21 protein-coding genes are annotated in these 24,156 nt (G+C 71.0%); 12 read left to right on the top strand and 9 right to left on the bottom strand.

The window, feature by feature from the left end; all coding sequences use genetic code 11:
• The first annotated feature begins 17 nt into the window (after positions 1–17).
• Genes ACFY1U_RS21410 through ACFY1U_RS21395 form a run of 4 tightly spaced genes read left to right on the top strand, consistent with a single transcriptional unit; the run spans position 18 to position 4,634 of the window.
• Positions 18–1,118, top strand: a complete 1,101-nt coding sequence (locus tag ACFY1U_RS21410) for an LLM class flavin-dependent oxidoreductase (protein ID WP_390695698.1) — start codon at positions 18–20, stop codon at positions 1,116–1,118.
• Positions 1,119–1,138: 20 nt separating this feature from the next.
• The gene (locus ACFY1U_RS21405) at positions 1,139–2,143 is read left to right on the top strand and encodes an ABC transporter substrate-binding protein (protein WP_390695697.1); all 1,005 of its coding nucleotides are present in this window, start codon (positions 1,139–1,141) and stop codon (positions 2,141–2,143) included.
• Positions 2,140–3,261 carry an acyl-CoA dehydrogenase family protein gene (locus ACFY1U_RS21400; protein ID WP_390695696.1) on the top strand — a complete coding sequence of 374 codons (1,122 nt, stop codon included), beginning with the start codon at positions 2,140–2,142 and terminating at the stop codon, positions 3,259–3,261. Before ACFY1U_RS21405 ends, ACFY1U_RS21400 begins: the two co-directional genes overlap by 4 nt.
• On the top strand, positions 3,258–4,634 hold the full coding sequence (locus ACFY1U_RS21395; RefSeq protein ID WP_390695695.1) for an FAD-binding oxidoreductase: 1,377 nt from the start codon (positions 3,258–3,260) through the stop codon (positions 4,632–4,634). Before ACFY1U_RS21400 ends, ACFY1U_RS21395 begins: the two co-directional genes overlap by 4 nt.
• 215 nt (positions 4,635–4,849) lie before the next feature.
• Here ACFY1U_RS21395 and ACFY1U_RS21390 read toward each other — a convergent pair whose 3' ends face one another.
• The 6 genes from ACFY1U_RS21390 to gndA form a co-directional block, all read right to left on the bottom strand.
• Complete coding sequence (locus ACFY1U_RS21390) at positions 4,850–5,251, bottom strand: SseB family protein (protein ID WP_030926690.1); 402 nt, start codon at positions 5,249–5,251, stop codon at positions 4,850–4,852.
• Positions 5,252–5,383: 132 nt separating this feature from the next.
• Positions 5,384–6,625 (bottom strand): acyl-CoA dehydrogenase family protein, encoded by a 1,242-nt coding sequence (locus ACFY1U_RS21385; RefSeq protein ID WP_390695694.1) that lies wholly within the window; start codon positions 6,623–6,625, stop codon positions 5,384–5,386.
• A 108-nt stretch (positions 6,626–6,733) separates the two neighbouring features.
• Positions 6,734–7,456: a Type 1 glutamine amidotransferase-like domain-containing protein gene (locus ACFY1U_RS21380; protein ID WP_390695693.1), complete on the bottom strand. Its 723-nt coding sequence runs from the start codon at positions 7,454–7,456 to the stop codon at positions 6,734–6,736.
• Positions 7,453–8,010, bottom strand: a complete 558-nt coding sequence (locus ACFY1U_RS21375) for a cysteine hydrolase family protein (protein WP_390695692.1) — start codon at positions 8,008–8,010, stop codon at positions 7,453–7,455. Before ACFY1U_RS21375 ends, ACFY1U_RS21380 begins: the two co-directional genes overlap by 4 nt.
• Positions 8,007–9,512: a purine-cytosine permease family protein gene (locus tag ACFY1U_RS21370; RefSeq protein ID WP_390695691.1), complete on the bottom strand. Its 1,506-nt coding sequence runs from the start codon at positions 9,510–9,512 to the stop codon at positions 8,007–8,009. Before ACFY1U_RS21370 ends, ACFY1U_RS21375 begins: the two co-directional genes overlap by 4 nt.
• 138 nt (positions 9,513–9,650) lie before the next feature.
• Positions 9,651–11,090, bottom strand: a complete 1,440-nt coding sequence (gene gndA / locus ACFY1U_RS21365; RefSeq protein ID WP_390695690.1) for an NADP-dependent phosphogluconate dehydrogenase — start codon at positions 11,088–11,090, stop codon at positions 9,651–9,653.
• Positions 11,091–11,286: 196 nt separating this feature from the next.
• On the opposite strand from gndA, the gene ACFY1U_RS21360 reads away from it, so the two are divergent.
• From ACFY1U_RS21360 to ACFY1U_RS21345, 4 genes are all read left to right on the top strand, one after another.
• Positions 11,287–12,732, top strand: coding sequence for a glyceraldehyde-3-phosphate dehydrogenase (locus tag ACFY1U_RS21360; protein WP_390695689.1), 1,446 nt, complete (start codon positions 11,287–11,289; stop codon positions 12,730–12,732).
• A 102-nt stretch (positions 12,733–12,834) separates the two neighbouring features.
• Complete coding sequence (locus ACFY1U_RS21355) at positions 12,835–14,286, top strand: purine-cytosine permease family protein (protein ID WP_390695688.1); 1,452 nt, start codon at positions 12,835–12,837, stop codon at positions 14,284–14,286.
• Positions 14,287–14,433: 147 nt separating this feature from the next.
• Positions 14,434–15,141, top strand: coding sequence for a LuxR C-terminal-related transcriptional regulator (locus tag ACFY1U_RS21350; RefSeq protein ID WP_390695687.1), 708 nt, complete (start codon positions 14,434–14,436; stop codon positions 15,139–15,141).
• A 274-nt stretch (positions 15,142–15,415) separates the two neighbouring features.
• Positions 15,416–16,198: a polysaccharide deacetylase family protein gene (locus tag ACFY1U_RS21345; protein WP_390695686.1), complete on the top strand. Its 783-nt coding sequence runs from the start codon at positions 15,416–15,418 to the stop codon at positions 16,196–16,198.
• Positions 16,199–16,227: 29 nt separating this feature from the next.
• Here the strand turns inward: ACFY1U_RS21345 and ACFY1U_RS21340 are convergent, their stop codons facing one another.
• The gene (locus ACFY1U_RS21340) at positions 16,228–17,874 is read right to left on the bottom strand and encodes a sigma-70 family RNA polymerase sigma factor (protein ID WP_390695685.1); all 1,647 of its coding nucleotides are present in this window, start codon (positions 17,872–17,874) and stop codon (positions 16,228–16,230) included.
• A 207-nt stretch (positions 17,875–18,081) separates the two neighbouring features.
• Between ACFY1U_RS21340 and ACFY1U_RS21335 the strand changes: the two genes are divergently transcribed.
• The gene (locus tag ACFY1U_RS21335) at positions 18,082–18,489 is read left to right on the top strand and encodes a hypothetical protein (protein WP_390695684.1); all 408 of its coding nucleotides are present in this window, start codon (positions 18,082–18,084) and stop codon (positions 18,487–18,489) included.
• A gap of 93 nt (positions 18,490–18,582) precedes the next feature.
• Here the strand turns inward: ACFY1U_RS21335 and ACFY1U_RS21330 are convergent, their stop codons facing one another.
• Positions 18,583–19,875: an MFS transporter gene (locus ACFY1U_RS21330; RefSeq protein WP_390695683.1), complete on the bottom strand. Its 1,293-nt coding sequence runs from the start codon at positions 19,873–19,875 to the stop codon at positions 18,583–18,585.
• Between the two features lie 224 nt (positions 19,876–20,099).
• Between ACFY1U_RS21330 and ACFY1U_RS21325 the strand changes: the two genes are divergently transcribed.
• The 3 genes from ACFY1U_RS21325 (at position 20,100) to ACFY1U_RS21315 (ending at position 22,493) form a co-directional block, all read left to right on the top strand.
• Complete coding sequence (locus ACFY1U_RS21325) at positions 20,100–20,711, top strand: M15 family metallopeptidase (protein WP_390695682.1); 612 nt, start codon at positions 20,100–20,102, stop codon at positions 20,709–20,711.
• Positions 20,712–20,734: 23 nt separating this feature from the next.
• The gene (locus ACFY1U_RS21320) at positions 20,735–21,808 is read left to right on the top strand and encodes an endonuclease/exonuclease/phosphatase family protein (RefSeq protein WP_390695681.1); all 1,074 of its coding nucleotides are present in this window, start codon (positions 20,735–20,737) and stop codon (positions 21,806–21,808) included.
• Between the two features lie 61 nt (positions 21,809–21,869).
• Positions 21,870–22,493: a DUF6817 domain-containing protein gene (locus tag ACFY1U_RS21315; RefSeq protein ID WP_390695680.1), complete on the top strand. Its 624-nt coding sequence runs from the start codon at positions 21,870–21,872 to the stop codon at positions 22,491–22,493.
• 40 nt (positions 22,494–22,533) lie between these two features.
• Here ACFY1U_RS21315 and ACFY1U_RS21310 read toward each other — a convergent pair whose 3' ends face one another.
• Entirely contained in the window at positions 22,534–24,054 is a 1,521-nt protein-coding gene (locus tag ACFY1U_RS21310) for a carboxylesterase/lipase family protein (protein WP_390695679.1), read from the bottom strand.
• Positions 24,055–24,156 lie beyond the last annotated feature (102 nt).

Raw genomic sequence — 24,156 nt, 5'->3', positions numbered from 1 at the left:
AAACCCGGGAGTTGCCCATGCCTGTCGAATTCATCAGCGCCGTCCACACCGACGCCGGGGCCTCGGGCCCGGCGGCCGCGAGCCGTACCGGCTTCGACCCCGCATATCTGCGCAGGTACGCCCGTGCCCTGGACGACGGCGGCTTCGACCACACCCTGGTCGCCTACCACTCGGCCTCGCCGGACGCCTTCCAGGTCGCCCAGTTCGTCGCCACCCACACCGAGCGGGTCCGGCCGATCCTGGCTCACCGGCCCGGCGTGATCTTCCCGACGCACGCGGCCCGCGCCCTCGCGACCCTGGACCGGATCAGCAACGGCCGGCTCACACTGCACATCATCTCCGGCGGCAGCGACGAGGAGCAGCACCGCGAGGGGGACTACCTGGGCAAGGCCGAGCGATATGAGCGTTCGGACGAATACATCCAGATCCTGAGGAAGGTGTGGCAGGCAGACGGGCCCGTCTCGCACGAGGGCAGGTACTTCAGGTTCGAGGGCTACTACTCGGACGTGAAGCCCGTGCACGGGCTCGTGCCGGTCTCGGTGGGCGGCTCCTCCCAGGACGCCTACCGGGTCGGCGGGCAGCAGGGCGACATCTTCGGGCTGTGGGGCGAGCCCCTGAAGGAGACGGCCGAGCAGATCGCCGCGGTGAACGCGGTCGCCGATGCGGCAGGCCGCCCCCGTCCCCGTATCTGGGTGTCGTTCCGCCCGATCATCGCGCCCACCGACGAACTGGCCTGGGAGAAGGCGCACCGCACGCTGGGCGTGCTCAAGGACCAGGCGGGCAACACCGAGTTGCTGCGGCACTACCGCACCACCGGGCGCCCGGCCAACGTCGGCTCCCAGCGGCTGCTCGACATCGCCGAGCGCGGCGAGGTCCACGACCGCTGCCTGTGGACCGCGCCCGCGGTCGCCACCAATGCCGCCGGTGCCTCGACCGCGCTGGTCGGCTCCCCGGAGACGGTCGCCAAGGCGCTGCTCGACTACGTCGACATCGGCTGCGACCTGCTCTCGATCCGCGGCTACGACCCGCTCAACGACGCCATCGACTACGCCCGTCACGTCCTGCCCCTGGTCCGGCAGGAGCTCGCCCACCGCGCCGCCACGACTCAGGCCGCCTGACCCACTCCCATGGAGCTTCCGTGTTCCCTCGCACCCTCCGCGCGTCCGCCGCCCTCGCCCTTCTGCTGCTGCCCTTCGCGGCGGCCTGCGGGAACCAGGCCCAGGCCGAGTCCTCGTCCGATCCCTCCTCCGTCACCCTGAAGGTCGGCGCCACCGGCTGGAAGACCGAGGAGGCGGTGCTGAAGTTCGCCCACCTCGACAACACCCCGTACAAGATCAAATGGAGTGTGTTCCAGGGCGGTGACCAGCAGCTCCAGGCCATCCGGGCCGGGGCGCTCGACGTGGCCTCCTCCAGTGAGATCCCGCCGGTCTTCGCGGCGGCCGACGGGAAACCGAACTTCAAGGTCGTCGCCGTCCAGCGCGGCTCGACCCTGAACCAGGAGGTCGTCGTCCCCAAGGACTCGAAGGTGACCGGCATCGCCGCCCTGAAGGGCAAGAAGGTCGGCTTTGTGCAGAACACCACCGCCCACTACTTCCTGTACGAGCTGCTGAAGCGGGCGGGCCTGAAGTGGTCGGACGTCGACGCCAAGCCGCTGCTGCCGGGCGACGGCCTCGCCGCCCTGAACGGCGGCAGCATCGACGCCTTCGCCTCCTACGGCACCTCGATCATCACCGCCCACCAGCAGGGCGCCCGCACGATCGGCTCGGGCGCGGACATCCTGTCGGGCAACTTCCTCTGGTCGGCACGGGACAGCGTGCTGAAGAGCCCGGCGCAGAAGGCGGCGCTGGCCGATCTGGTCGCGCGCATCAGCAAGGCGTACGCGTACGTCCGTGACGGCCACGAGGCCGGGTTCGCCGAGGTGATCGCCGAAAACACGCACCAGCCCCTCGCCCAGGCGCAGAGGGACCTGATCGCGCAGCAGAAGCAGCGGCCCACGCAGGCGCGCCCGGTCGGCGACGACACGATCGCCTCCCAGCAGAAGGTCGCCGACGCCTTCACCCGACTCGGCGCACTCAAGGACCACTTGGACGTGAAGTCTTTCTGGACCACGGCACTCGACGCCGACCTGAAGAAGGCACTGTGACCGCCCCGAGCGTGATCGAGCGCATCGCCGAACTGGCCCCCGGATACGACCGGTCGGGCACCTTCCCCGAGGACTCCCTCGGCATCGCCCACGAGGCCGGACTGCTCACCGCCACCATCGGGCGGCAGTACGGCGGTTCGGGCGCCGGCGTCGAAGACAGCGCCCGCATCCTGCACGCGCTGGGCCAGGGTGATCCCTCGGTCGCCCTGATCGCGGCGATGACGCTCGCCACGCACGCCCGGCAGGCGGCACAGCCGCACTGGCCGGAAGAGCTGTACGCGCGCGTGGTGAAGGAGTCGCTGGAGCGTCCCGTTCTCGTCAACCACGCGCGCGTGGAACCCGACCTGGGCTCCCCCGCCCGCGGCGGACTGCCCGCCACGCAGGCCCGGCGGACGGCCCACGGCTGGGCGATCAGCGGGACGAAACGGTTCGTGACCGGCGCGGACGGTCTTGACTGGTTCCTGGTGTGGGCGACCACCGACGAGACCGAGCCTCGCGTGGGTACCTTCCTGATGCCCGGCGGCTCGCCCGGGATCGAAGTCACCGGTCGCTGGGACCAGTTGGGGCTGCGGGCGAGTGGCAGTCACGACGTGACGTTCCGGGAGGTGGAGGTCCCCTACGAGCACGTGATCGGGATCGGGCCGCACGGTCCGGCCGCCGAGCAGGACAACCGGGCGGGCGCCGCCCTCCATCTCCCGCTCGCCGCCCTCTACTTGGGTGTCGCCCGGGCCGCACAGTCCTTCTTCCACACCTTCGCCCACGCGCGCGTGCCCGCCAACCTCGGCCATCCGGTGGCCCGTACGGAACGCTTCCGCCGGACCGCCGGGGAGATCGAGGTGCTGCTGGCCGCCGCCGAGCAGCTGGTGTTCGGCGGGGCGGCGAAGCTCGACGCCGGCGACCCCTCGTACACGCCCGAACAGGCCCTTGGCGCACGGGTGCTGGCCGACCGGCACGGCGTGCGGGCCGTGGAGCTGGCCGTGCGGCTGCTCGGCAATCCGGGCCTGTCCCGCGACAACCCGCTGGAGCGGCACTTCCGCGACATCCAGTGCGCGCCCGTGCACGCACCCCAGGAGGACATCTCCCTGCTCGCGATCGGAACGAAGGCGCTGAACCCGTGACGGCAGCACCGGAAACGACCGTGTCCGCGCAGTTCCTGGGCCTGCTGGCCCGCGATCTGCCGCCCGACCGGCTGACCACCGACCCGGCCGCGCTCGCGGCACATGCCACCGACCGCTCCGGCACCCGCCCCGCCGGTGAGCCCCTCGCTCTCGTGCACGCCCGGCGGACCGCGGACGTGACGGTCACCCTCCGGCATGCCCATGCGCTGGGTGTGCCGGTGGTGCCGCGTGGGGCGGGCACCGGGCTGTCGGGCGGGGCGACCACCGGCGAGGGGGCGCTCGTCCTGGATCTGTCCCGGATGGACCGCATCCGCGAACTGTCGGTGGACGACCAGCTCGCCGTCGTCGAACCGGGCCTGATCACCGCCGAGTTGGACCGGGCGGCGGCCGCGCACGGACTGCGGTACGCGCCCGACCCGGCGAGTGCGGCCCTGTCCACCGTCGGTGGGAACATCGCGACCAACGCCGGCGGACTGCGCTGCGCGAAGTACGGCGTCACCCGGGACAGCGTGCTCGGTCTGGAGGCCGTCCTCGCCGACGGCACGGTGGTCACAACCGGCCGCCGTACCGTCAAGGGCGTCACCGGCTACGACCTGACCGCGCTGCTCACCGGCTCCGAGGGCACCCTCGCCGTGATCACCTCGGCGACGCTGCGGCTGCGGCCGCTCCCCGTGGCGACGGCGACGCTCGCCGCCTGGTTCGACTCGTTCGAGGCGGCGGCCGATGCCTCGTACGCCATCGCCCGTGCCGGAGTGGTGCCCGCGCTGGCCGAGCTGGTCGACGGGCCGGTGCTGCAGGCGATCGACCCGGCGCTGCGGCAGCGGGGCGCGGCGCTGCTGGTCGTGCAGTGCGACGGCGCGGGCGCCGCACTCGAGGCGGCGGCGGTCGCCCGGCTGCTGGCGCCGCTGGCGTCGGCGGTGGAGACGACCGAGGACCCGGCCGAGGCCGAGCAGCTGCTGGCGGCCCGCCGGCAGGCTCTGCCCGCGCTGGAACGGCTGGGCCGGCCGCTGATCGAGGACATCGCGGTGCCGCGTTCCCGGCTGGCGGAGGCGGTGCGGGAGATCCGGGCGATCTCCGCGCGCCACGGCGTGCCGGTCTTCACCGTCGCGCATGCGGCGGACGGCAATCTGCATCCGATCATCGTGGTCGATCCGGCCCTGGACCGGCTGCCGGAGGCGGCCTGGGAGGCGGCGGGCGAGATCTTCGCGCTGGCGCTGCGGCTCGGCGGGACGCTGACCGGCGAGCACGGCGTGGGGATGCTGAAGCGGCAGTGGGTCGCCGATGAACTCGGGCCCGCCGCCCACGCGTTGCAGCGGCGGCTCAAGGACGTGTTCGACCCACGGGGGATCCTCAACCCGGGCAAGAGCCTCTGATGCTGCGAGAACCCGTGCTGCTCAAGGAGAGTCGCTCTCGGTGAAATGCCACCATCCGCCGTGATCTGCGGGCAGTGGCCACGCGTCCGGGAGCCATGCGGCGGCCGCGGCAGTCGTATCGTCTGGCACGGCGACCGTGGGCGCCCGGGCGTGAGCGGGGTCGGCGCCGTTCATCTCCCGGGCCCGGCGCCTCCCCTTGTCTCACTCGGCGGCTGTCAGGGCCGGACCAACAGGGTCCGTACGCCCTCGGAGGTGAGCGTCAGCGGGTGCTCGGACCCGGCGTCGATGGTGAGCGACAGATCGTCGGCGGGCCACTGCGAGGCCAGCGCGCCGAGCGGCACCAGGCGGTAGCGGGAGACGAACGGCAGCAGCCCGGCCATCTCCCCCTCGGAGGTGAACACGGGCACCACCGGGTCGCCGCCCGGCTGCTCCAGGACCGGCAGCGCCACCGCGCTCGGATCGACTGCATCCTCCTGGCTCGCGTCGTCGGGCACGGGAACGAGCACCTCGCTGCCGGCGAGGGTGTCCAGCGCCGCCGTGTCCTCGGTGTTCACGGCCAGCGCGTCCAGCGCCTGCCGGGCCGGTGTGGTGGTGTGGTCGTTGGCAGGTATCTCCATGGCAGATCCCCTGGTAGCGGCGGTCGTACGGCCCGCCCGGGACAAGATCGGCCCCCGGCGCGGTCCTGCTCGCGTACCCGATCCCCACCAGCCCATTCATCCGTTCCCCAGGAATTCACACGGGTGGTTGCCTCAGGGAATCAGCGGTATGTCCTGCGAGGGCAACCCCAGCCGGTCGCAGCCGACACGGCGGGTCAGCGGCTCCGCCATGCCGGCTCCCACATGCGTCCAGTACGTGGCCGCGTCCCGGAAGTAGCGCTGCATCCGCTCGCCGTCGCGGGCGTGCCGGGAGCCGGCCGTGCGGAAGAGGATGCCCTGCAGCACGTCCCAGGCCGCGCGCCCGGCGTTCAGGAACATCAGCGCGAGCCGGTTGTCCTCGACGACGGTGAAGGGTGCCTCACCGGTGACGTTGCGCCGGCAGGTCTCCATCCAGTCCTGCGCGGTCTGCCGCAGCGCCGCCTCGGCCATGTCGATGATGCCGAGTGCCTCGCCGAGGTGGCGCTGGTAGTCGTGCAGGTCGGCACGGGTGCGGTCGGGTTCCAGGGTGAGGGGGCGGGCGGCGACGACCCGGGCGTACTCGTCGGCGGCCGCGTACGCGGTGCCGATCATGATGGCGGCCAGCTCGCCGTGGAAGAAGCTCGCCGCCCGCCCGGCGTACATAGGGTTGCCGTGCAGTTCCGAGCCGACGCTGCCGCCCTCGACCGGCAGGTCGAGCAGGAAGGCCTCGCGGGTGAGGTACGCCGGGATGCGGGCCTGCTCCATGTGGACGCTGTTGGAGCCGCTGCCGCGCAGGCCGAGCACACCGTGCCAGTCGTCGAGCATCGTCCACACCGAGCGGGGCGCGACGAACAGCACGGGCGGTCCCGGCGCCTCGCCCGGTGCGGCCGGGGCGCGCAGGGTCTGGCCGACGTAGTGCGTGGAGTAGGGGGCGCCGGAGGAGTACGGCCAGGTGCCGTCCAGGACGACATGGCCGTCGCCGTCGGGCCGGGCGACTCCGACGGGTACGGCGGTGGACGCCGCCCGGAAGTCTCCGTCTGCGCCGAAGATCTCGTCCTGCGCCTGCTCGTCGAAGAGGGTGGCGACCTGGAGCACATGGGCGGCGGTGAGACAGAGCGCCCACCCCGTGGAGGGGCAGCCGCGCGCGATCTCGGTGACCACGCGGTAGAAGACCGGCAGGCCGAACTCGTAGCCGCCGTAGCGCCGCGGCTGGAGCATCCGGTAGAAGCCGGCCCGGAGGAAGTCGTCGTGGGTGTCCTTCGGGTAGTGCGTCAACTGCTCGGTCTCCGGCTGACGTTCGAGCAGGACGGGCCTGAGCGCGACGGCGCGCTCGATGATGTCGTCTGCGGTGAGGTCGGGTTCGGGAGCGGCGAGCACGGTGCCTCCTGACGGGTGGGGCCGTCTGTCACGTCACGCGATAGAGGTGATTGAACACGGCAAGTGCCCTGCGGGTACCGACCGGATAAGGCCAAGGTCGCCCGGGGCTCAGGTGAGCAGGCGGCACGGCAGCGCGCGCTCGTCGGCACCGCCCCGCCCGTCCGGCTCCACCCGGTGCACCTGGGCGCCCGGCACCCGCGTCACGGTCTCCGTCAGCTGCCCGTCCAGGAAGAGTGCGCCCACCCCGTCGTCCAGCGCCCAGCCGGCGGGCAGCGAGCCGTCGGCGACCGCTGCACGGTACGAGGGACGGCGGCCCGGCTCGCTGTCGTAGTGCGGGCAGACCGAGCCGGGCAGCAGGCCAAGGCCGTCCGGCAGGAAGGTGAGGGGGCCGAAGGAGTCGGTGTGCGAGCCCTCGGCCCAGCAGTTGGCGCCTGCGCTGATGCCGCACAGCAGGGTGCCCCGGTCGTACGCCTCGCGCAGCAGCCGGTCCACGCCGTGTGCGCGCCACACCGCCAGCATGTTCGCGGTGTTTCCGCCTCCCACATACACGACGTCCTGCGCCAGTACGAACGACCGCAGCGCTTCGTCGTCCGACTCCCGCCGGAACAACTGCAGTACCGTCGCCTCACCGGTGTGGCGTGACCGGAACACGTCGTAGAACCGCTCGATGTAGGCGGCGGCGTCCCCGCTGGCGGTGGGCACGAAGCACACACGGGGTCGGGTGGTGCGTGCGTGGCTCAGTAGCCAGTGGTCCAGCAGGCCGTCGTCGTCGAGGCTGAAGCCGCCTCCGAGGAGGGCCAGACGGCGCTGCTTGAGCGGGGATTCACTCATCCCGCCTCCCCGAGGAGTTCGGCGACGGTGGTCACGCGGATCAGCGGGCGGTACAGGTCCATGATCTGCAGCGCCTTGGCGTGCGAGTCGTCGTCCGCGCCCGCGCAGGCGTCGGCGGCGACCAGCACCTCGACACCGGCGTCGGCGGCGGCGAGCGCGGTGGACAGGACGCAGCAGTCGGTGCTGACGCCGGCCAGGACCAGGCGTTTCTCGGGGCCGAGGTGCCGGGCGAGTTCCGGTGTCCACTTGCCGAAGGTCGTGGCGTCGACGACATGCCTCGCGTGAGGCGTGAACTCGTCGGTCAGTTGCCAGAGTTGGGCGTCCGGCGGTTGCCGGGCGAAGGGCCACTGCTCGTAGTAGGCCTGCCAGGCGCCGTCCGGCTCGGCCGGGGCCAGGAAGCGGGTGAAGGCGACCCGGTCGCCGTAGGCCGACAGCAGGCGTCGCACTCCTGCCGCGGCCTCGGGGAAGCGCGGGGTGGCCCAGGGACTGTCGGGGTCGGCGAAGACGCGCTGCATGTCGATGACCGCGAGCAGTCCGGTGGCGGACGGGGTCATGCGATCGGCACCTCCTCCCCCGTGGCCGGGCTCGGCGCCCCGGCCTCCTGGGCGCGGACGCGGGCGCGGCCCAGGGCCAGGGTGCCGAGGAAGGCGAGGGCGAGGGCGGCGAGGACGCCGAGGTTGGCGTAGGCCCAGGCGCCGGACTTGCCGCCGAGGCCGAAGGGTTCGAGGAGGTAGCCCTGCCAGCTGAGCCAGCTCGCCGCGGAGTTGGTGACCAGGCCCCAGCCGAGGGCCGTGGCCGCGAGGGTGAGGAGCAGCGGGGCGGGCGGTACGTCGCCGTAGCGGCCCGCGGGGCGGTAGAGGTCTGCCTCGTCGTAGTCGCGGCGGCGCAGGGCGAGATCGGCGAGCATGATGCCGCACCAGGCGGCGATGGGGACGCCGAGGGTGGTCAGGAAGCCCATGAACTGGCCGAGGAAGTCGCCGGCGAAGAAGACGATGTAGATCGAGCCGGCGATCATCAGGACGCCGTCGACGAAGGCGGCCAGATGGCGGGGGATCCTGATGCCCGCGGACAGCAGGGCCAGGCCCGAGGAGTAGATGTCGAGGACCGCGCCGCCGACCAGACCGAGCACCGCGACCACGGCGAACGGGACCAGGAACCAGGTGGGCAGGATGGTGGTGAGGGCGCCGATCGGGTCGGCGGCGACGGCCGTGTCGAGTTTCGTGGAGGAGCCTGCCAGCAGCAGTCCGAAGACCAGCAGGAGCAGCGGGGCCACGGACGCGCCGAAGGTGGTCCAGCCGATCACGCCCCGGTTCGACGAACTGCGGGGCAGATAGCGGGAGTAGTCGGCGGCGGCGTTGACCCAGCCGAGGCCGAAGCCGGTCATCATGAACACCAGCGCGCCGATGAACTCCTGGGCGGAGCCCGCCGGGAGGGCGCTGACGGTGCTCCAGTGGATGTGGTCGGCGACCAGCGCGATGTACACGACGGTCAGGGCCCCGGTGACGACCGTGATCACTGTCTGCAGCCGCATGATCAGGTCGAAGCCCATCACGCCGCCGATGACAGTGAGAGCGCCGACCACGATCAGCGCGACGACCTGGGTCCCGGTGCCGCCGCCCCAGCCGAGCCGTCCGAAGACGGTGGCGGTGGCCATGGTGGCCAGGGCGCACAGCACGGTCTCCCAGCCGACGGTGAGCACCCAGGAGATCACCGAGGGCAGGCGGTTGCCGCGCACGCCGTACGCGGCGCGGCTGAGGACCATGGTCGGCGCCGACCCGCGTTTGCCGGCCACCGCGATGAACCCGCAGAGCAGGAACGAGAACACGATGCCGAGGACGCCCGCGGTCAGCGCCTGCCAGAAGGAGATCCGGAAGCCGAGCGCGAAGGCGCCGTAGCTCAGCCCCAGGATGGAGACGTTGGCGCCGAACCAGGGCCAGAACAGCGTCCGCGGGGTGCCCTTGCGCTCGGCGTCGGCGATGACGTCGAGGCCGTGCGTCTCCACCTGGAGCTGCCGGCCCGCGGCTCTGTTGTCGGGAGTGTCCGGGGAGTCTGCCATCGTCGTCCTACCTGTCCGGGCGGGTGTTGCCCGAAGCCTTGTCGGCGCAGGTCGGGGCGTCAAGGCTGCACAGGACGTACCGGTTCGCGCACCGGGAACCCCAGGAGGAGTACGGGGCCCCGGTGCGGGCCTTCCGGGTCAGGCCGTCGTCTCGGAGCGTTCCGGTGCGGTCCAGTGGGTGTGGAAGGTGCCAGGGCAGTCGGTGCGGTGGTAGGTGTGGGCGCCGAAGTAGTCGCGCTGGCCCTGCAGGAGGGCGGCGGGCAGACGGTCGGCGCGCAGGGTGTCGTAGTGGGCGAGGGCGGCGGAGAAGGCGGGGACGGGGATGCCGCGCCGGGCGGCGGAGGCGATGATCTCCCGCCAGGGGACCTGCGCGTCGGTGATCTCCATGGCGAATTCCATTTCGCCGAGCAGGCTGACCAGGTCGCGGTCGAAGGCGTAGGCGGCGCGGATGCGGTCCAGGAAGGAGGCGCGGATGATGCAGCCGCCGCGCCAGATCCGGGCGACTGTGCCGAGGTCGATCTTCCAGCCGTACTCGGCGGCCGCGTCCTGGATCATCTTCCAGCCCTGGTCGTAGGCGATGACCTTCGACGCGTACAGGGCGTGCTCGACCTGTGAGGTGAAGCGTTCGGCCTCGGTGCGGCTGAGCGGGGGCCGGGTGCCGCCGGGCAGGCCCGAGTAGGCGGCACGCAGGTCGCGCTGGCCGGAGGCGGCGCGGGCGAAGGTGGCCTGGGCGATGGCGGTGACCGGCGAGCCCAGGTCGAGCGCGGTCTGCACGGTCCAGCGGCCGGTGCCCTTCTGCCCCGCGGCGTCCGCGACGACGTCGACGAAGGGTGCGCCGGTGACCGGGTCGGTGTGGGCCAGCACCTCAGCGGTGATCTCGATCAGGTAGGAGCCGAGCCGGCCCTTGTTCCAGTGGCTGAACACCTCGGCGATCTCGGCGGGGGTGTAGCCGGCGACCTGGCGCAGCAGGTCGTAGGCCTCGGCGATGAGCTGCATGTCGGCGTACTCGATGCCGTTGTGGACCATCTTGACGAAGTGCCCGGCGCCGTCGCTGCCGATGTGCGCGGCGCAGGGTTCGCCGCCGACCTTGGCGCTGATGGTCTCGAACATGGGCCCGAGTACGTCATACGCCTCCGCCGAGCCGCCGACCATGATCGACGGGCCTTCGAGGGCGCCCTCCTCGCCGCCCGAGACGCCGGTGCCGACGAAGTGGATACCGCGGCCGCGCAGGGTGGCCTCGCGGCGGCGGGTGTCGGCGAAGTGGGCGTTGCCCCCGTCGATGATCATGTCGCCGGGCTCGAGGAGCGGGGCGAACTCGTCGATGACCGCGTCGGTGGCCTCTCCCGCCTGCACCATGACCATCAGCCGGCGGGGGCGCTGGAGGGCGGCCACGAAGTCCGCGGGCGTCTCGGCCGGGACGAACGTGCCCTCGTCGCCGTACACCTCCATGAGTGCGCGGGTGCGGCCCGCCGTGCGGTTGTGGACGGCGACGGTGTAGCCGTTGCGGGCGAAGTTCCGCGCCAGGTTGCGGCCCATCACGCCCAGGCCGGTCACGCCGATGGCTGCGGTTGCGTTCATGGTGTACGTCCCTCGGTCGGTCCGGTGGCGGTTTGAGGGGCGGGCGTGCCCCATGCCCGTCAGGTACGGACGGGCGGCCGGATCGTCTCGATTGCAGGTCTGGGCCGCTGTGAGGAGCGGTGTGACGAACCCCGCTCAAACGATCGATCAAACAGGGATTAACATATGAGCGCCGCCTAGCTCGAAAGATGGATCTGTGACTGTCAACGACGACTCGTTCACCAACTGGAAGACCCGCGAGGAGATCGCGGAGTCGATGATCCCGATCATCGGGAAGCTGCACCGCGAGCGGGACGTGACGGTCCTGCTGCACAGCCGCTCCTTGGTGAACAAGTCGGTGGTCAGCATCCTCAAGACGCACCGGTTCGCCCGGCAGATCGCCGGCGAGGAGCTCTCGGTCACCGAGACCCTGCCGTTCCTGGAGGCGCTCACCGCGCTCGACCTCGGTCCCTCGCAGATCGACATCGGCATGCTCGCGGCGACGTACAAGGCCGACGACCGCGGTCTGCCGGTGGAGGCGTTCACCGCGGAGGCCGTCGCGGGCGCGACCGGCGCCAACAAGATCGAGCGCGGCGAGGGCCGGGACGTCGTCCTCTACGGCTTCGGGCGCATCGGCCGTCTGGTGGCCCGCCTGCTGATCGAGAAGGCGGGCTCCGGCAACGGTCTCAGGCTGCGCGCGATCGTGGTGCGCGGCGGTGGCGAGCAGGACATCGTCAAGCGGGCCTCGCTGCTGCGCCGCGACTCCATCCACGGCCAGTTCCAGGGCACCATCACGGTGGACGAGGCGAGCAGCACGATCTTCGCCAACGGCAACGCGATCAAGGTGATCTACGCGAACGACCCGTCCGAGGTCGACTACACCGCGTACGGCATCAGCAACGCCATCCTGATCGACAACACCGGCAAGTGGCGCGACCGCGAGGGCCTCTCCCAGCACCTGCGCCCCGGCATCGACAAGGTCGTGCTGACCGCTCCGGGCAAGGGCGACGTCCCGAACATCGTGCACGGCGTCAACCACGACACCATCAAGCCGGACGAGCAGATCCTGTCCTGCGCCTCCTGCACCACCAACGCGATCGTGCCGCCGCTGAAGGCGATGGCGGACGAGTACGGCGTGCTGCGCGGGCATGTGGAGACCGTCCACTCGTTCACCAACGACCAGAACCTGCTGGACAACTACCACAAGGCCGACCGCCGCGGCCGCAGCGCGCCGCTCAACATGGTCATCACCGAGACCGGTGCCGCCTCCGCCGTCGCGAAGGCGCTGCCGGACCTCAAGGCGCCCATCACCGGCAGCTCGATCCGCGTGCCCGTGCCGGACGTCTCGATCGCGATCCTCAGCCTGCGGCTCGGCCGTGAGACCGACCGCGAGGAAGTCCTGGACTACCTGCGCAATGTGTCGCTGACCTCGCCGCTGAGGCGCCAGATCGACTTCACGACCGCTCCCGACGCGGTCTCCAGCGACTTCATCGGCTCACGCCACGCCTCGATCATCGACGCGGGTGCCACCAAGGTGGACGGCGACAACGCCATCCTCTACCTCTGGTACGACAACGAGTTCGGCTACTCCTGCCAGGTCATCCGTGTAGTCCAGCACGTCTCCGGGGTGGAGTACCCCACCTTCCCCAGCCCGGCGGTCTGACCTCCGTGATCCGTCCGGTCAAGGGTCGGCAATGACCGCTTGACCGGACGCCTCCGGGGAATGAATCCGGCCACAGGGGCGGGTCATCACGCTGGAGGTGCCGTGACCACTTCGTCGGAACCGCGGGTGTCGGGCCTGGAGATCCGCTCCATCGACTACGTCCCGCTGGACGAGCGCCACGGCAAGCTGTGGCACTTGGGCCCTCTGTGGTTCATGTCGAACGCGCAGATCGCCACCCTCGCGGTGGGTCTGATCAGCATCACCGAGGGCGCCAACCTCATCTGGTCACTGATCGCGATCGTGGCGGGCACCGTCCTCGGCACCTTCTTCATGGCCTTCCACTCGGCCCAGGGCCCGCAGCTGGGCCTCCCGCAGATGATCCAGTCGCGGCCCCAGTTCGGCTATGTGGGCGCCCTCCTGGTGTGGCTGTTCGCCTATGTGCAGTACGCGGGCTTCAACGTCTTCAACACGATCCTCGCCGGTGAGGCGATGCACACCACGGTGCACGGGGGCGTCAAGTTGTGGGTGGTCGTGGTCACCGCCGTGGCCCTGGTCATCGCGCTCGTCGGCTACGACGTCATCCACAAGGCCGAGCAGTTCCTGACGTACTCCTTCCTGGTCGTCTTCGGGATCTTCACCGTGGGCGTCCTGGTCGCTCTGCACTACCCGGCGGGCTCCTTCGACCTCGGGGCCTTCAAGGCCACACCGTTCCTCGCGCAGTTCGGCGTGGTCGCCGGCTACCAGATCAGCTGGGCCATCTATGTCTCCGACTACTCGCGCTACCTCCCGCCGGACGTGACCGTCCGCAAGACCTTCTACTGGACCTACTTCGGTTCGGCGCTCGGCGGCATCTGGCTGATGGTCCTCGGGGCGCTGCTCGCCGCCTGGGCGGGCAAGGACTTCGAGACGATCAAGTCGATCAACGCGGCCGGCGACAAGATCTTCAGCGGGTTCGGCGCGATCGTCCTGCTCTTCGCCGTCCTGGGCCTGGTCTCCGTCACCGCGCTGAACATGTACGGCGGTTCGCTGACCCTCATCAGCGCGATCGACTCGATCAAGCGGGTGACGCCGACGCTCGGCGTGCGGCTGGTGACCATCGGGCTGACGGCGGCGCTCTCCCTGGTGGGCGCGCTGGCCGCGACCTCCAACTTCCTCGAGAACTTCAACAACTTCCTGCTGCTGGTGCTGTACCTGTTCATCCCGTGGACCGCGGTCAACCTGATGGACTACTACGTGGTGCGCCGCGGCCACTACGCCATCGCCGAGATCTTCAACCCCCGTGGAATCTACGGACGTTGGGGCTGGCACGGCATCATCGCCTACCTGGTGGGCTTCGCCGTCATGATTCCCTTCTTCTCCGTCGGCACCCTCTACACCGGTCCCGTCGCACACGCACTCGACGGAGCCGACATCTCCCTGTTCATCGGACTGCCGGTGGCCGGGGCGCTCTACTGGCTGCTGACCCGTTCGATCGACGTGGAGGCCGAGCAGCGGCTGGCCGAGGCCGAGGCGGAGGCGCTGGAACAGGCGGCACACGAGCACCGCGAGCCCTGACCGCTCCCCGAGAAGCAACGTCCTTCCAAGACGGTCGAGAGATGTGACCCAGCCCATAAGGGGAACGCTGCCGTTTCGCTAATGGAGGGGACTATCCTGATCCCCAAGTGAACGAAACCGTTTCGTTTAGAGGCGGGAAGGACAGACATGGTCTCCGTACTCATCGTCAACGACCAGTCCCTGCAACGCGTCGGCCTGCGCATGCTCCTGGCCGCCGAGCCCGACCTGACCGTGGCCGGCGAAGCCGCGAGCGCAGCCGAGGCGGTCGGCCTGTGCTCCGCGCTCCGTCCGGACGTCGTCCTCATGGACAGCCACCTCACCGCTACCGACGACATCGAAGCCATCCGGCGCATCGCACGTCCCGCGCACCTCCCCCGGTTCCTCCCGGCCTCCGAGACCACCACGGCGGGCGGGCCCCCTCCCCGCGTCCTGGTTCTGACCTCGGCCCTGCACGAGAGGCATGCCTACGCCGCCCTGCGCGCCGGGGCAGCCGGATTCCTCCTCACGGACGCCGCCCCGGACGAACTGACCGCGGCCATCCGCGTGGTGGCCGCCGGAGACGCGGCGATCACCCCCGCCCTGACCCGGGCGCTTATCGACGCCGTCCGCGAGCAGCCGGCCTCCCGCCCCGCTGGGCGCGAGGCCGGACTGAACACCCTCACCGAACGCGAACGCGACGTCCTGACCGCCGTCGCCTCCGGCTGGTCCAACACCGAGATCGCGGTACGGCTGTCCATCGCCCCGACCACCGTCAAATCCCACGTCAGCCACATCCTCGCCAAAATCGGCGCCCACGCCCGCGTCCAGGCGGTGACCTTCGCCTACGAGTCGGGGCTGATACGGCCGGCGGCCTGAGGAGGCGTTCTCCAGTCGGCCTCGCCGTGCCGGTCATTCGTTGTCGCGGCCGTCACGCGCGGCATGGGCCGATCGGCCGGGCCAACCCCGCCCGGGCCTTGCAGAACCGGCCCTCCAACGGCGGCATCGCCCCTGCTCCGCCCCTGTGCGCCGGTCGTGCGTCTCGGAACTCCCGCGGAATTGTCCGTGATCAGTAACAGACGGATCCCGGAGCAACCTTTCGCCGTCCTGACAGGTGCACAAGAAACACCGGGATCACAGGGGCGGGGCAGAAATGGCGCGGCATGGCGGGCGGGGCTGGTACGGCCGGGTATTCGCGGCGGCGGTCGGGGTGACGGCGGTGGCGGCGGCCACCTCGATATGGACCGCGCAGGCCGGCCCCGTCGGCGGGCAGCACTCGGGCGCCTCGGCCCACCCCTCCTCAGCGGCGGCCGGCGCCGGCCGGACGACCCCGGTGGCGGTGAGCATCGTCCATGCCTCGGACCAGGGCGCCCGCGGCGTCAACATCACCATCGACGACGGGCCGGACCCGGTCTGGACCCCGCAGGTCCTGCAGGTGCTCAAGGACAACGGGGTGAAGGCCACCTTCTGCATGGTCGGCACTCAGGCCCAGGCGCACCCGGACCTGGTCAAGGCGGTGGTGGCGGCCGGGCACCGGCTGTGCGACCACACCGTGTCGCACGACACCGCCATGGACAAGAAGGCCGACTCCTACCAGTCCAAGGAGATCCTGGACGCCGCCGCCATGATCACCAAGGCCTCCGGGGGCGTCCGGCCGCTGTACTACCGGGCCCCGGGCGGTGCCTTCACGCCCTACAGCAGGCAACTCGCCGCCGCGCAGGGGATGCGGCCGCTGGGCTGGAACGTGGACTCCAAGGACTTCGAACGCCCCGGCACCGCCGCCATCATCGCCACCGTCAAGAACGAGCTGCCCAACGGCCCGACGATCCTCTTCCACGACGCCGGCGGAGACCGCTCGCAGACGGTGGCCGCGCTGCGCGAAATCCTGCCCTGGCTGAAGCAGCAGGGGCGCTCCTTCGGCTTCCCGGTGCGCTGAACCCCGGCCGGGCAACTTCCTCTGGTGCGTCAGAGCCTGGCGCCGAAGTCCTGCGTCCACCACGGCCCGCCCGACCCGTTGTGGACGCCCACGCCGATGTCCTTGAACGAGCAGTTGAGGATGTTGGCGCGGTGGCCGGGGCTGTTCATCCAGGACTCCATCACGGCCTCCGGCGTCTGCTGCCCCTGAGCGATGTTCTCCCCGTACGTGGACCACTTGTAGCCGGCCGCGGTGATGCGCTGCCCGGGGTCGAGGCCGTCCGGATTGGTGTGGTCGAAGAAGTTGCGGGCGGCCATGTCGTCGGAGTGGCCCTGCGCGGCCTTCTCCAGTTGCGGGTCCTCGGTGAGTGCACCGCAGCCGTTGGCCGCCCGTTCCTTGTTCACCAGCGCCACCACCTGCGCGACGGTGCCGGACGGCGTCGACGACGCCTCGGGTGTGGTGGTCGCCGTCCGCGAGGGCCGGGCGGAGGGGCGGGGGGCCGGGGCGTCCTTCTTCACGGGGCGCGGGCTCTTGGACGCGCCTGCCTTCTTCGTGGGTGACGCGGAGGGAGACGGAGACGTGGAGGCCGACGAAGGCGTCTCGACGGCTCCGGATTCCGACAGGTCCGCGACGGGGGCGCCCGCGGTCCGCTCGGCGCTCGCCGCTTCGCCGCCGGTGCCGGGGTCCGTGCCGAAGTACCACAGGCCGCCGCCCGCCACACACGCCGCGACGACCGCACCGCCGACGGCCCTGCGCCGGTTGCGCCGGCGCCGGCGCACCTCGCTCCGGGATGCCGCCCCGCCGCGCACGGCACGGTGTCCGGCTCCCGGGCCCGATTCAGTACGGCCATCGGAGGGCCGCGGCCCCGTGCCGGGCAGGGCCATCCCGGTCTCGGCCATCCCTCCGCCGGCGGCGCGCACACCCGCCAGCAGCGAGGGCGCCGCGGCCACCAGTGCCAGCCCGGCCAGCAGTCCCTCCACGGGCATCAGCCCGCTCCACAGGCCGGAGCACCGCCCGCAGCCACGGGCGTGCCGGGCTATTCGTTTGCGCCACAGCGCCGAGGGCCGTCCGTCCCAGGTGCCCAGCATGCCGTGCAGTTCCAGGCACGGCGGCTGCGCGTCGAGCGCCCGCACCACCACGCGGGCCGCCTCCAGCTGCGCCTTCATCCGCTGCACCCGTACGGCGGTGTGCTGCGGCGACAACTCCAGGGCGGCAGCCACCTCGGCCCGGGTCAGCTCGCCCGCGCACTCCAGCCACCACAGCGACAGCAGTCCCCGGTCGTCCGGCTCCAGCCAGCGAGTGGCGCGCGCGGTCTCCTGCCGCTGCCCGGAGAGCTGGAGCTGTACGAGGGTCAGGTCCACGAAGTCGGCGCCCGGATCGGCGAGTTCCTCGGCCTCCTCCACGGTGCCCGGGGTGAACTGACGGTCCTGCCAGTGCTTGCGGATCTCGTTCATCGCGATCGCCACGAGCCACGAACGGAAACTCTCGGGGGTGCGCAGACCGCCCAGTCCGTGCAGGGCACGCAGCATGGTCTCCTGCACCACGTCGTCGACGTCGACGGAGCCGTTCAGCGCCCGCCCCACGATGTTGTAGACCAGCGGGAGGAACGCACTGACCAGGGCGTCCTGAGCTTCCGGATCGCCCCCTCGGGCGGCGGCCACCAGTGCCGCCGGCTCCATCGTGCGCTGTGTACCCATGAAAACTGTCCCGTCCTCGACGCCGAACGATCCTGCCCGATACCTGGGAGACCGGTGGGTGAGTCTCGGATAACAGTTCTTCGGACACACGCTCAGTCAACCAGTGGCGTTCCGGCGGATGTCTGGCTGGAGGTGCCGTGAGTAATTCGCTACCTTCCGTTGCATCTGTTGCTCATTGCCCGTTCTGTGGAGGAGAACTTGACGTCCATGAGGAACGTCGCAGTCACCGTGGCGATCGCTGTCACCGCGCTGGCCGGCGCGTCCGTGCCGGCCGGCGCCGCGGACACGGCCGGCGACGCGCAGGCCCAGGCCACCAACGTCGACGGGCGAACCGTCCAGGAGAGCGCCCCGCTGGAGCACTCGCTGCTCGACTTCGTGCAGCGCGCCTCGTCCCCGGAGGAGAGCGAGCTGGGGGTGGCTTGCTTCAATGGGCGCACCGACGGCAACCGCAGCGTCTATCTGACCTGCGACAGCCACACGTACCCGGTGTATGTGGACTGCACCGACGGCCGCCATGAGTTCCGGCGCTCCTACTCCGGCCGGTGGGACTTCCGTCTGACCTGTCCTGCGGGAACCCGCGCGGTGTGGGGCGGCAGTTGGTTCGGGCACGCGTAGTCCGCGACTGACCGTTTGGGCATGAGGTCCGGCCTCGGACCGCCGGACGGAAGGGCGGAGAGGGTTGTCCCCTCTCCGCCCGCCACGTTTTCCTCAAGCGCCATGGACGACGTCCGCACCTTGCGGTCCCAGGCGGGCGAGTGGGGAGAGGGCCATCAGCGCCGGCGAAAGCAGCATGCCTGCCGCGGTCATCAGGAGGCTGGTGTGTGTCCCCCACGCTTCCGCGAGGAAGCCGCCGAGCAGGGAGCCGAGCGGGGCCAACCCCATGCCGGCGAAGTTGATCGTCGCGGCCACGCGGCCCTGCATCCCGTCCGGAGTGACGGTCTGCCGTACGGCCATGACCGTGACGTTCACCAGCTGACTGAACGTGCCGAAGACGAAGTTGAGCGCGACGAGCGCGGGACCCGTCACCGCCGAGGAACCGTGCAGTGCGGGCACGAACAGGAACGCACCGTCGCCGAGCGCTGCCGCGGACACGAGCACCGGGCCGTATCCGAGGCGGCCCGGTAGACGGGCGGCCAGCAGCGAGCCCAGGAGCGCGCCGGGTCCCGACGCCGCGAGGGCGAGCCCGATCGCGGTGCCCGACAGGTGCAGATCCCGCGGCAGGAACAGCAGATAGACGGTCATCGCAGCCGCGAAGAAGAACTGGAAGGCGGCTGACGCGAGGCAGACGGTCCGCAGCAAGGCGTCGCCGGCGACAAAACGCAGGCCCTCATGGATGCGCCGCCACAGCCGAGGAGGTCGTTGCGAGCGTTCCGGGACCGATTCGCGGCGCCCCATCCGTCGGATCGACAGGAACGACAGGGTGAAGAGCACCGCGCCGGAGGCGACAGCGATGGGCGCCGACAGCAGGGACACCAGCGCACCGCCGAGGGCGGGACCGCCGATCTGCGCAGCGGACCGGCTGCCCTCGAGCGCGCTGTTGCCCCGTACCAACTGGTCGCGTTCCACCAGCCGTACCAGTGAGGCCTGGTAGGCGATGTCGAAGAACACGGACAGAGCCCCGACGGCGAAGGCGACCACCAGCAGCTCCGGCAGGCTGAGCCGTCCGAGGAGGCCGGCCACGGCGGCGGCGCCCAGCGCCAGGGCCCGACCGGCGTCCGTCAGCACCATCACCGTACGGGTCCGCCACCTGTCCACCCACGCGCCGGCCAACAGCGACAGCAGCAGGAGCGGCGCCTGCCCCGCCGCGCGCAGGGCGCCCAACTGGCCGGGGCCGGCGTCGAGCGTCAGGACGGCAAGGAGCGGCAGGACCACCAGGCCTGCCTGCTCGCCCAGTTGGGAGACGGTCTGGCCGATCCAGAGCCGGCGGAAGTCGCCGTCCCGCCACAGGCTTGCCGGAGCACGTCGGCCGGAATCGGATACGGCGGAGGAAGACAACGGCACAGGGACCTCTCGTACGGCCGAAGGCGGGACGCCTCGCTGTGGCCCCCGATGGCTTCTGCCGGACAAGGTTCGCCCTCAACGCCCCGGCCACGCACGTCATTTACGCTTCGGGTCGGCGTATATCGTCGGCGTATCGAAAACCACATACGGGCCGGCAACACCCTGCTGCCTTGACTGGTGGCATGACTCGAACTCCGCCATCGGCACCCGCAACGAATGGCCGGATGCGCGGCCTGCTTGTCGTCGGCCTGACAGTGGTCATAGCGGTGATGACCGCAGTCCTCGGCTACCAGGTGCCGAAGTCCTCGTCCTCCTCGTCACTTTCACCTCCGTCGGCCGCATTACCGCCGGATGCTCACCGCGGTGAGCACAGCGGCGCGCTGGGCGAGGCCGACGGGATCGTCCCCGACGGCGTGACGGTCTTCGACGACACGATTCCGGCTGTGGCCAAGCTCGATCCGGATCTGCTCAAGGCCCTGCGCCGGGCGGCGTCGGCTGCCGCGCACGACGGAGTCGAGTTCTACGTCAACAGCGGCTGGCGTTCCGAGGCGTACCAGAATCAGCTGCTTCGCCAGGCGGTCGCCAAGTACGGATCCGAGAACGAGGCCGCCCGATGGGTGGCCACCGCGCGGACCTCTCCGCACGTCACAGGAGACGCGGTCGACCTCGGGCGTTCGGATGCGACGGCGTGGCTGTCCCGGCACGGCGCCGAGTACGGGCTGTGCCAGATCTACAGGAACGAAACCTGGCACTACGAGCTGCGCACCAGTGCGATCGCTCATGGGTGCCCGCCCATGTACGCCGACCCCACCGAGGACCCGAGGATGCAGCAGTGACCGGCAGTGAGCGAGGACGGACGATGACGCGGGTGGACACGGCGGAGACCGGACGGGGAGGCCGCCGGGCCACCGGCTCCCGCGCCTGGAGCGCGCCCATCCGGCGGGCGATCCGTCGCGGGTCGCGGCCGGAGCCCTGGAAGCGCGGCCCGGTCCTCGCAGCCTTGGCGGTGCTGCTCAGCCTGCTCATGCTGCTGCACACTCAGATCCCGAACCGGGTCGGGAACCTCGGCAGCCTGGTGGAGACCTTCCTGCCGTGGTTCGGCGTGTTCGTCCCGGTGCTGCTGGCCGGGGCGCTCTGGCGCCGCTCCGCCTCCGCGGTGGCCGCGCTGCTGCTGCCGGTGACGGTGTGGCTGTACCTCTTCGGCGGGATGCTCAGCGACAAGTCCCACCCGGGCAGCGACCTCACCGTGGCCAGCCACAATGTCGGCGCCGGCAATCCCGACCCGGTCGGCACCGCCCGCGACCTGGTCGCCTCCGGCGCGGACGTGCTGGCGCTGGAGGAGATCACCCCGCAGGCGCAGGGCGTCTACGAGAAGGGGCTGGCGAAGGCGTACCCGTACCACAAGGTGCTGGGCACGGTCGGGCTGTGGAGCAAGCTGCCGATCTCGGACACCCGGCCGGTCGACATCGGAATGGACTACGGGCCGCTGGCGGCCACCAAACCGGCCGCCGTCAAGCTGTCCTACAACCGGGGGCTGCGCACCACGGTGGCCACGCACCACGGTCCGCTGGCGGTGTATGTGACCCACCTGGGATCCGCACGGGTGAATCCCAGGGCGGGCTTCGCGACGGACTCACGGGACAGGAACGCGCAGGCGCTGGGCAAGGCCGTCGCCGCCGAGAAGTGCAAGCGGGTGGTGCTGCTCGGCGATCTCAACGGCACCACGGACGACCGTGCGTTCGCCGGCCTCACCTCGCAGCTGCGCTCCGTGCAGGAGGTGGCCGGGGACGGCTTCGGTTTCAGCTGGCCGGCGACGTTCCCGGTGGCGCGGATCGACCAGATCCTGGTCCGCGGCGTGCGGCCGGACAGCTCGTGGGTGCTGCCGGCCACCGGCAGCGACCACCTGCCGGTGGCGGCCGGAATCAGCTGGTGAACACCCGCGCAATAGGCTGGTCTTCGTTGCGATACCACCCCGCGTGAGAGGACGTCCGACGATGCCATCGGCCCGGCAGCACCCCTCGTTCGAGGGAAGCACTCAGACAGCGACCGAGGAATTCCTGTGCGGCCACGGAGCCGACCGATTGCCTCATCCGGGCGGCACCCTGCTCCAGCATCTGCAGCGGGTTCAGCGGCTGCTGGCCGCATGGGGAGCGGGCCCCGACGTCCAGACGGCGGGACTGTGTCACGCGACCTACGGAACCGACGGCTTCGCCACGACTCTGCTGCCGCTCACCGAGCGGGCCACACTCGTCGCCCTGATCGGTGAGTCGGCAGAGGAGTTGGTGTACCTGTACGCCAGCTGCGACCGCGCCACCGTCTACCCGAGGATCGACGGCAGCACGGCGGTCGCCTTCCGGGACCGCTTCACCGGCCGCGAGCACCAGCCCTCCCCCGACGACCTCAGGGCGTTCCTCGAGATCACGGCCGCCAACGAACTCGACGTACTGGCACACAACGCCGAACTGGCCGAGCAGCACGGCCGAGGGCTGTACGGCTTCCTCAAACGCGCCGGCTCGCTGCTGTCCCCTGCCGCTCAGGACGCCGTCGACCGGCAACTGGGGCAGGTCCACCAAGATGAGCAAGTGGGGATGAACTCTGCTCTGCCGCCGGAGAGTTGAGATGGTCCGTCCGGGGGCGACCTGTCGGTTCGAGGCGTCGTTACGGCGTTGTCAGCCCGAGGGGAGCGAACGTGTGCCGCTCCCAGAGACGACGGGAGGCTTCCTCGGGGTAGGCAGCCACCGCCGGTTCGGCATCGAGGAGTTGGACGAGACGGCGTTCACTGTCGTAGGTGGGCCAGCCCGGGTCGCCGGTGGCGGCGAAGGTGGTCCAGGCCGAGCGGAAGCGGGCGGAGAGTGCCTCGGTCTCGGGTGTGGGCGCGGGTCCGATGAGCATGGCGCCCAGGCCGCCGTACACACCGAAGGTCAGGGGCACGTCCAAGCCGTGGCAGGCGCCCAGGGCGCCGCCGTTCGCAGGCGCGGACCAGGTGAGTTCGTACAGGTGCGCCCGCCCGCCGCCCGCCACCTGTGCCTGAGCGAGGTGCAGCGTGGGCATGCGGAACAGCCAGTCCGACTGGACGAGTTCGAACAGGGACTCCGCGGAGGCCTCCGGGAAGGCGGACCGGTAGTCCTGCCCGGCGTCCGGCGTCGGGCCGAACAGCCCCAGCGCCATCGACGCGAGGTTGTCGTCCACCTGGCCGAGCAGTCCGCCGAGCAGGAGGAAGAGCCGGTACTCGTCCCGGTTGTGCCCGGCGATCAGCTCGATGTCCCGTGCGGATCCGCCCGCGAGTGCCTCCCATGGCGTGGCGGGGAGGACCTCACCGTCGACGACGGGCGAATACGGAGTCGGGGTGAGGGCGACCGGGCCCCACCGGTGGAGGTACTCGCGCATTCGGGCGCTCAACGCGGCCCCCGCCTCGGTCAGTTTGCGCGGGTCCACCCCCGACAGGTCGGCCACCGTCGGGCGCAACCCCAGTTCACCCGCGATCGCCTCGGCGATGTCCGCGGCCAGCGCGTCCGAGAAGAACGTGCCCGGCACACTCTGCGCGATGGCCCGCCGGAACAGGCCCCGGGCCCGCTCCATGGCCATCAGCGAGGCGATGGATCCGGCGCCGGCCGATTCGCCGAAGACGGTGACCTGGTCCGGGTCGCCGCCGAAGGCGGTGATGTTCTCCCGCACCCACTCCAGGGCGGCCACCTGGTCGAGCAGTCCCCGGTTCGCCGGGGCTCCCTCGATCCGTGCGAAACCCTCCATGCCCACGCGGTAGTTGAAGGTCACCACGACCAACTCGCCGTCCCGGGAGAGCCGACCGGCGTCGTAGGCGGGGTCGTCGGCAGAGCCGACCTTGTAGGCGCCGCCGTAGATCCACACCATCACCGGGCGTCGCGCCGTCGGGTCCGCTTCCGGGGTCCAGACGTTGACCGTCAGCCAGTCGTCACCGGCCGGGACGGTGCCGACGGGCCCGGCGTCGGGTCCGAGCGGCTCCTGCGGGGGCGGCGGACCGAACGCGAACGCCTCCCGTATGCCGTTCCAGCGCTCCGCCGGCCGCGGCGCCGCGAACCGGGCCTCGCCCACCGGCGGCTGCGCATACGGAATGCCACGGAAGACGGCAAGGCCCTGCTCGCGGCGGCCGCGCACCGCGCCCGCGGTGGTACCGGCCTCTGGAAACTCCGCATTGCTCATGATGGCTCCTCCGGCAGCCGCCATCGGCGGCCTCGGTCCGTGCGCGACTTTGCGGGCTCCAGTGAAGCACACTTCACCTGACGAACACAGCTGCCTGCGACA

This window comes from Streptomyces sp. NPDC001351 (assembly GCF_042896045.1).
GTDB lineage: Bacteria > Actinomycetota > Actinomycetes > Streptomycetales > Streptomycetaceae > Streptomyces.
Note: the sequence above shows the minus strand (reverse complement) of the source record. Positions and strands in the feature narration are given on the sequence as shown.

What these genes read in the sequence shown, in the direction of transcription:
- ACFY1U_RS21410 (WP_390695698.1), top strand. Translation starts at nt 18, where the DNA reads ATGCCTGTCGAATTCATCAGCGCCGTCCACACCGACGCCGGGGCCTCG.
- ACFY1U_RS21390 (WP_030926690.1), bottom strand. Translation starts at nt 5,251, where the DNA reads ATGGAGATACCTGCCAACGACCACACCACCACACCGGCCCGGCAGGCG.
- ACFY1U_RS21380 (WP_390695693.1), bottom strand. Translation starts at nt 7,456, where the DNA reads ATGAGTGAATCCCCGCTCAAGCAGCGCCGTCTGGCCCTCCTCGGAGGC.
- ACFY1U_RS21375 (WP_390695692.1), bottom strand. Translation starts at nt 8,010, where the DNA reads ATGACCCCGTCCGCCACCGGACTGCTCGCGGTCATCGACATGCAGCGC.
- ACFY1U_RS21370 (WP_390695691.1), bottom strand. Translation starts at nt 9,512, where the DNA reads ATGGCAGACTCCCCGGACACTCCCGACAACAGAGCCGCGGGCCGGCAG.
- gndA (WP_390695690.1), bottom strand. Translation starts at nt 11,090, where the DNA reads ATGAACGCAACCGCAGCCATCGGCGTGACCGGCCTGGGCGTGATGGGC.
- ACFY1U_RS21350 (WP_390695687.1), top strand. Translation starts at nt 14,434, where the DNA reads ATGGTCTCCGTACTCATCGTCAACGACCAGTCCCTGCAACGCGTCGGC.
- ACFY1U_RS21345 (WP_390695686.1), top strand. Translation starts at nt 15,416, where the DNA reads ATGGCGCGGCATGGCGGGCGGGGCTGGTACGGCCGGGTATTCGCGGCG.
- ACFY1U_RS21340 (WP_390695685.1), bottom strand. Translation starts at nt 17,874, where the DNA reads ATGGGTACACAGCGCACGATGGAGCCGGCGGCACTGGTGGCCGCCGCC.
- ACFY1U_RS21335 (WP_390695684.1), top strand. Translation starts at nt 18,082, where the DNA reads ATGAGGAACGTCGCAGTCACCGTGGCGATCGCTGTCACCGCGCTGGCC.
- ACFY1U_RS21325 (WP_390695682.1), top strand. Translation starts at nt 20,100, where the DNA reads ATGCGCGGCCTGCTTGTCGTCGGCCTGACAGTGGTCATAGCGGTGATG.
- ACFY1U_RS21320 (WP_390695681.1), top strand. Translation starts at nt 20,735, where the DNA reads ATGACGCGGGTGGACACGGCGGAGACCGGACGGGGAGGCCGCCGGGCC.
- ACFY1U_RS21315 (WP_390695680.1), top strand. Translation starts at nt 21,870, where the DNA reads ATGCCATCGGCCCGGCAGCACCCCTCGTTCGAGGGAAGCACTCAGACA.
- ACFY1U_RS21310 (WP_390695679.1), bottom strand. Translation starts at nt 24,054, where the DNA reads ATGAGCAATGCGGAGTTTCCAGAGGCCGGTACCACCGCGGGCGCGGTG.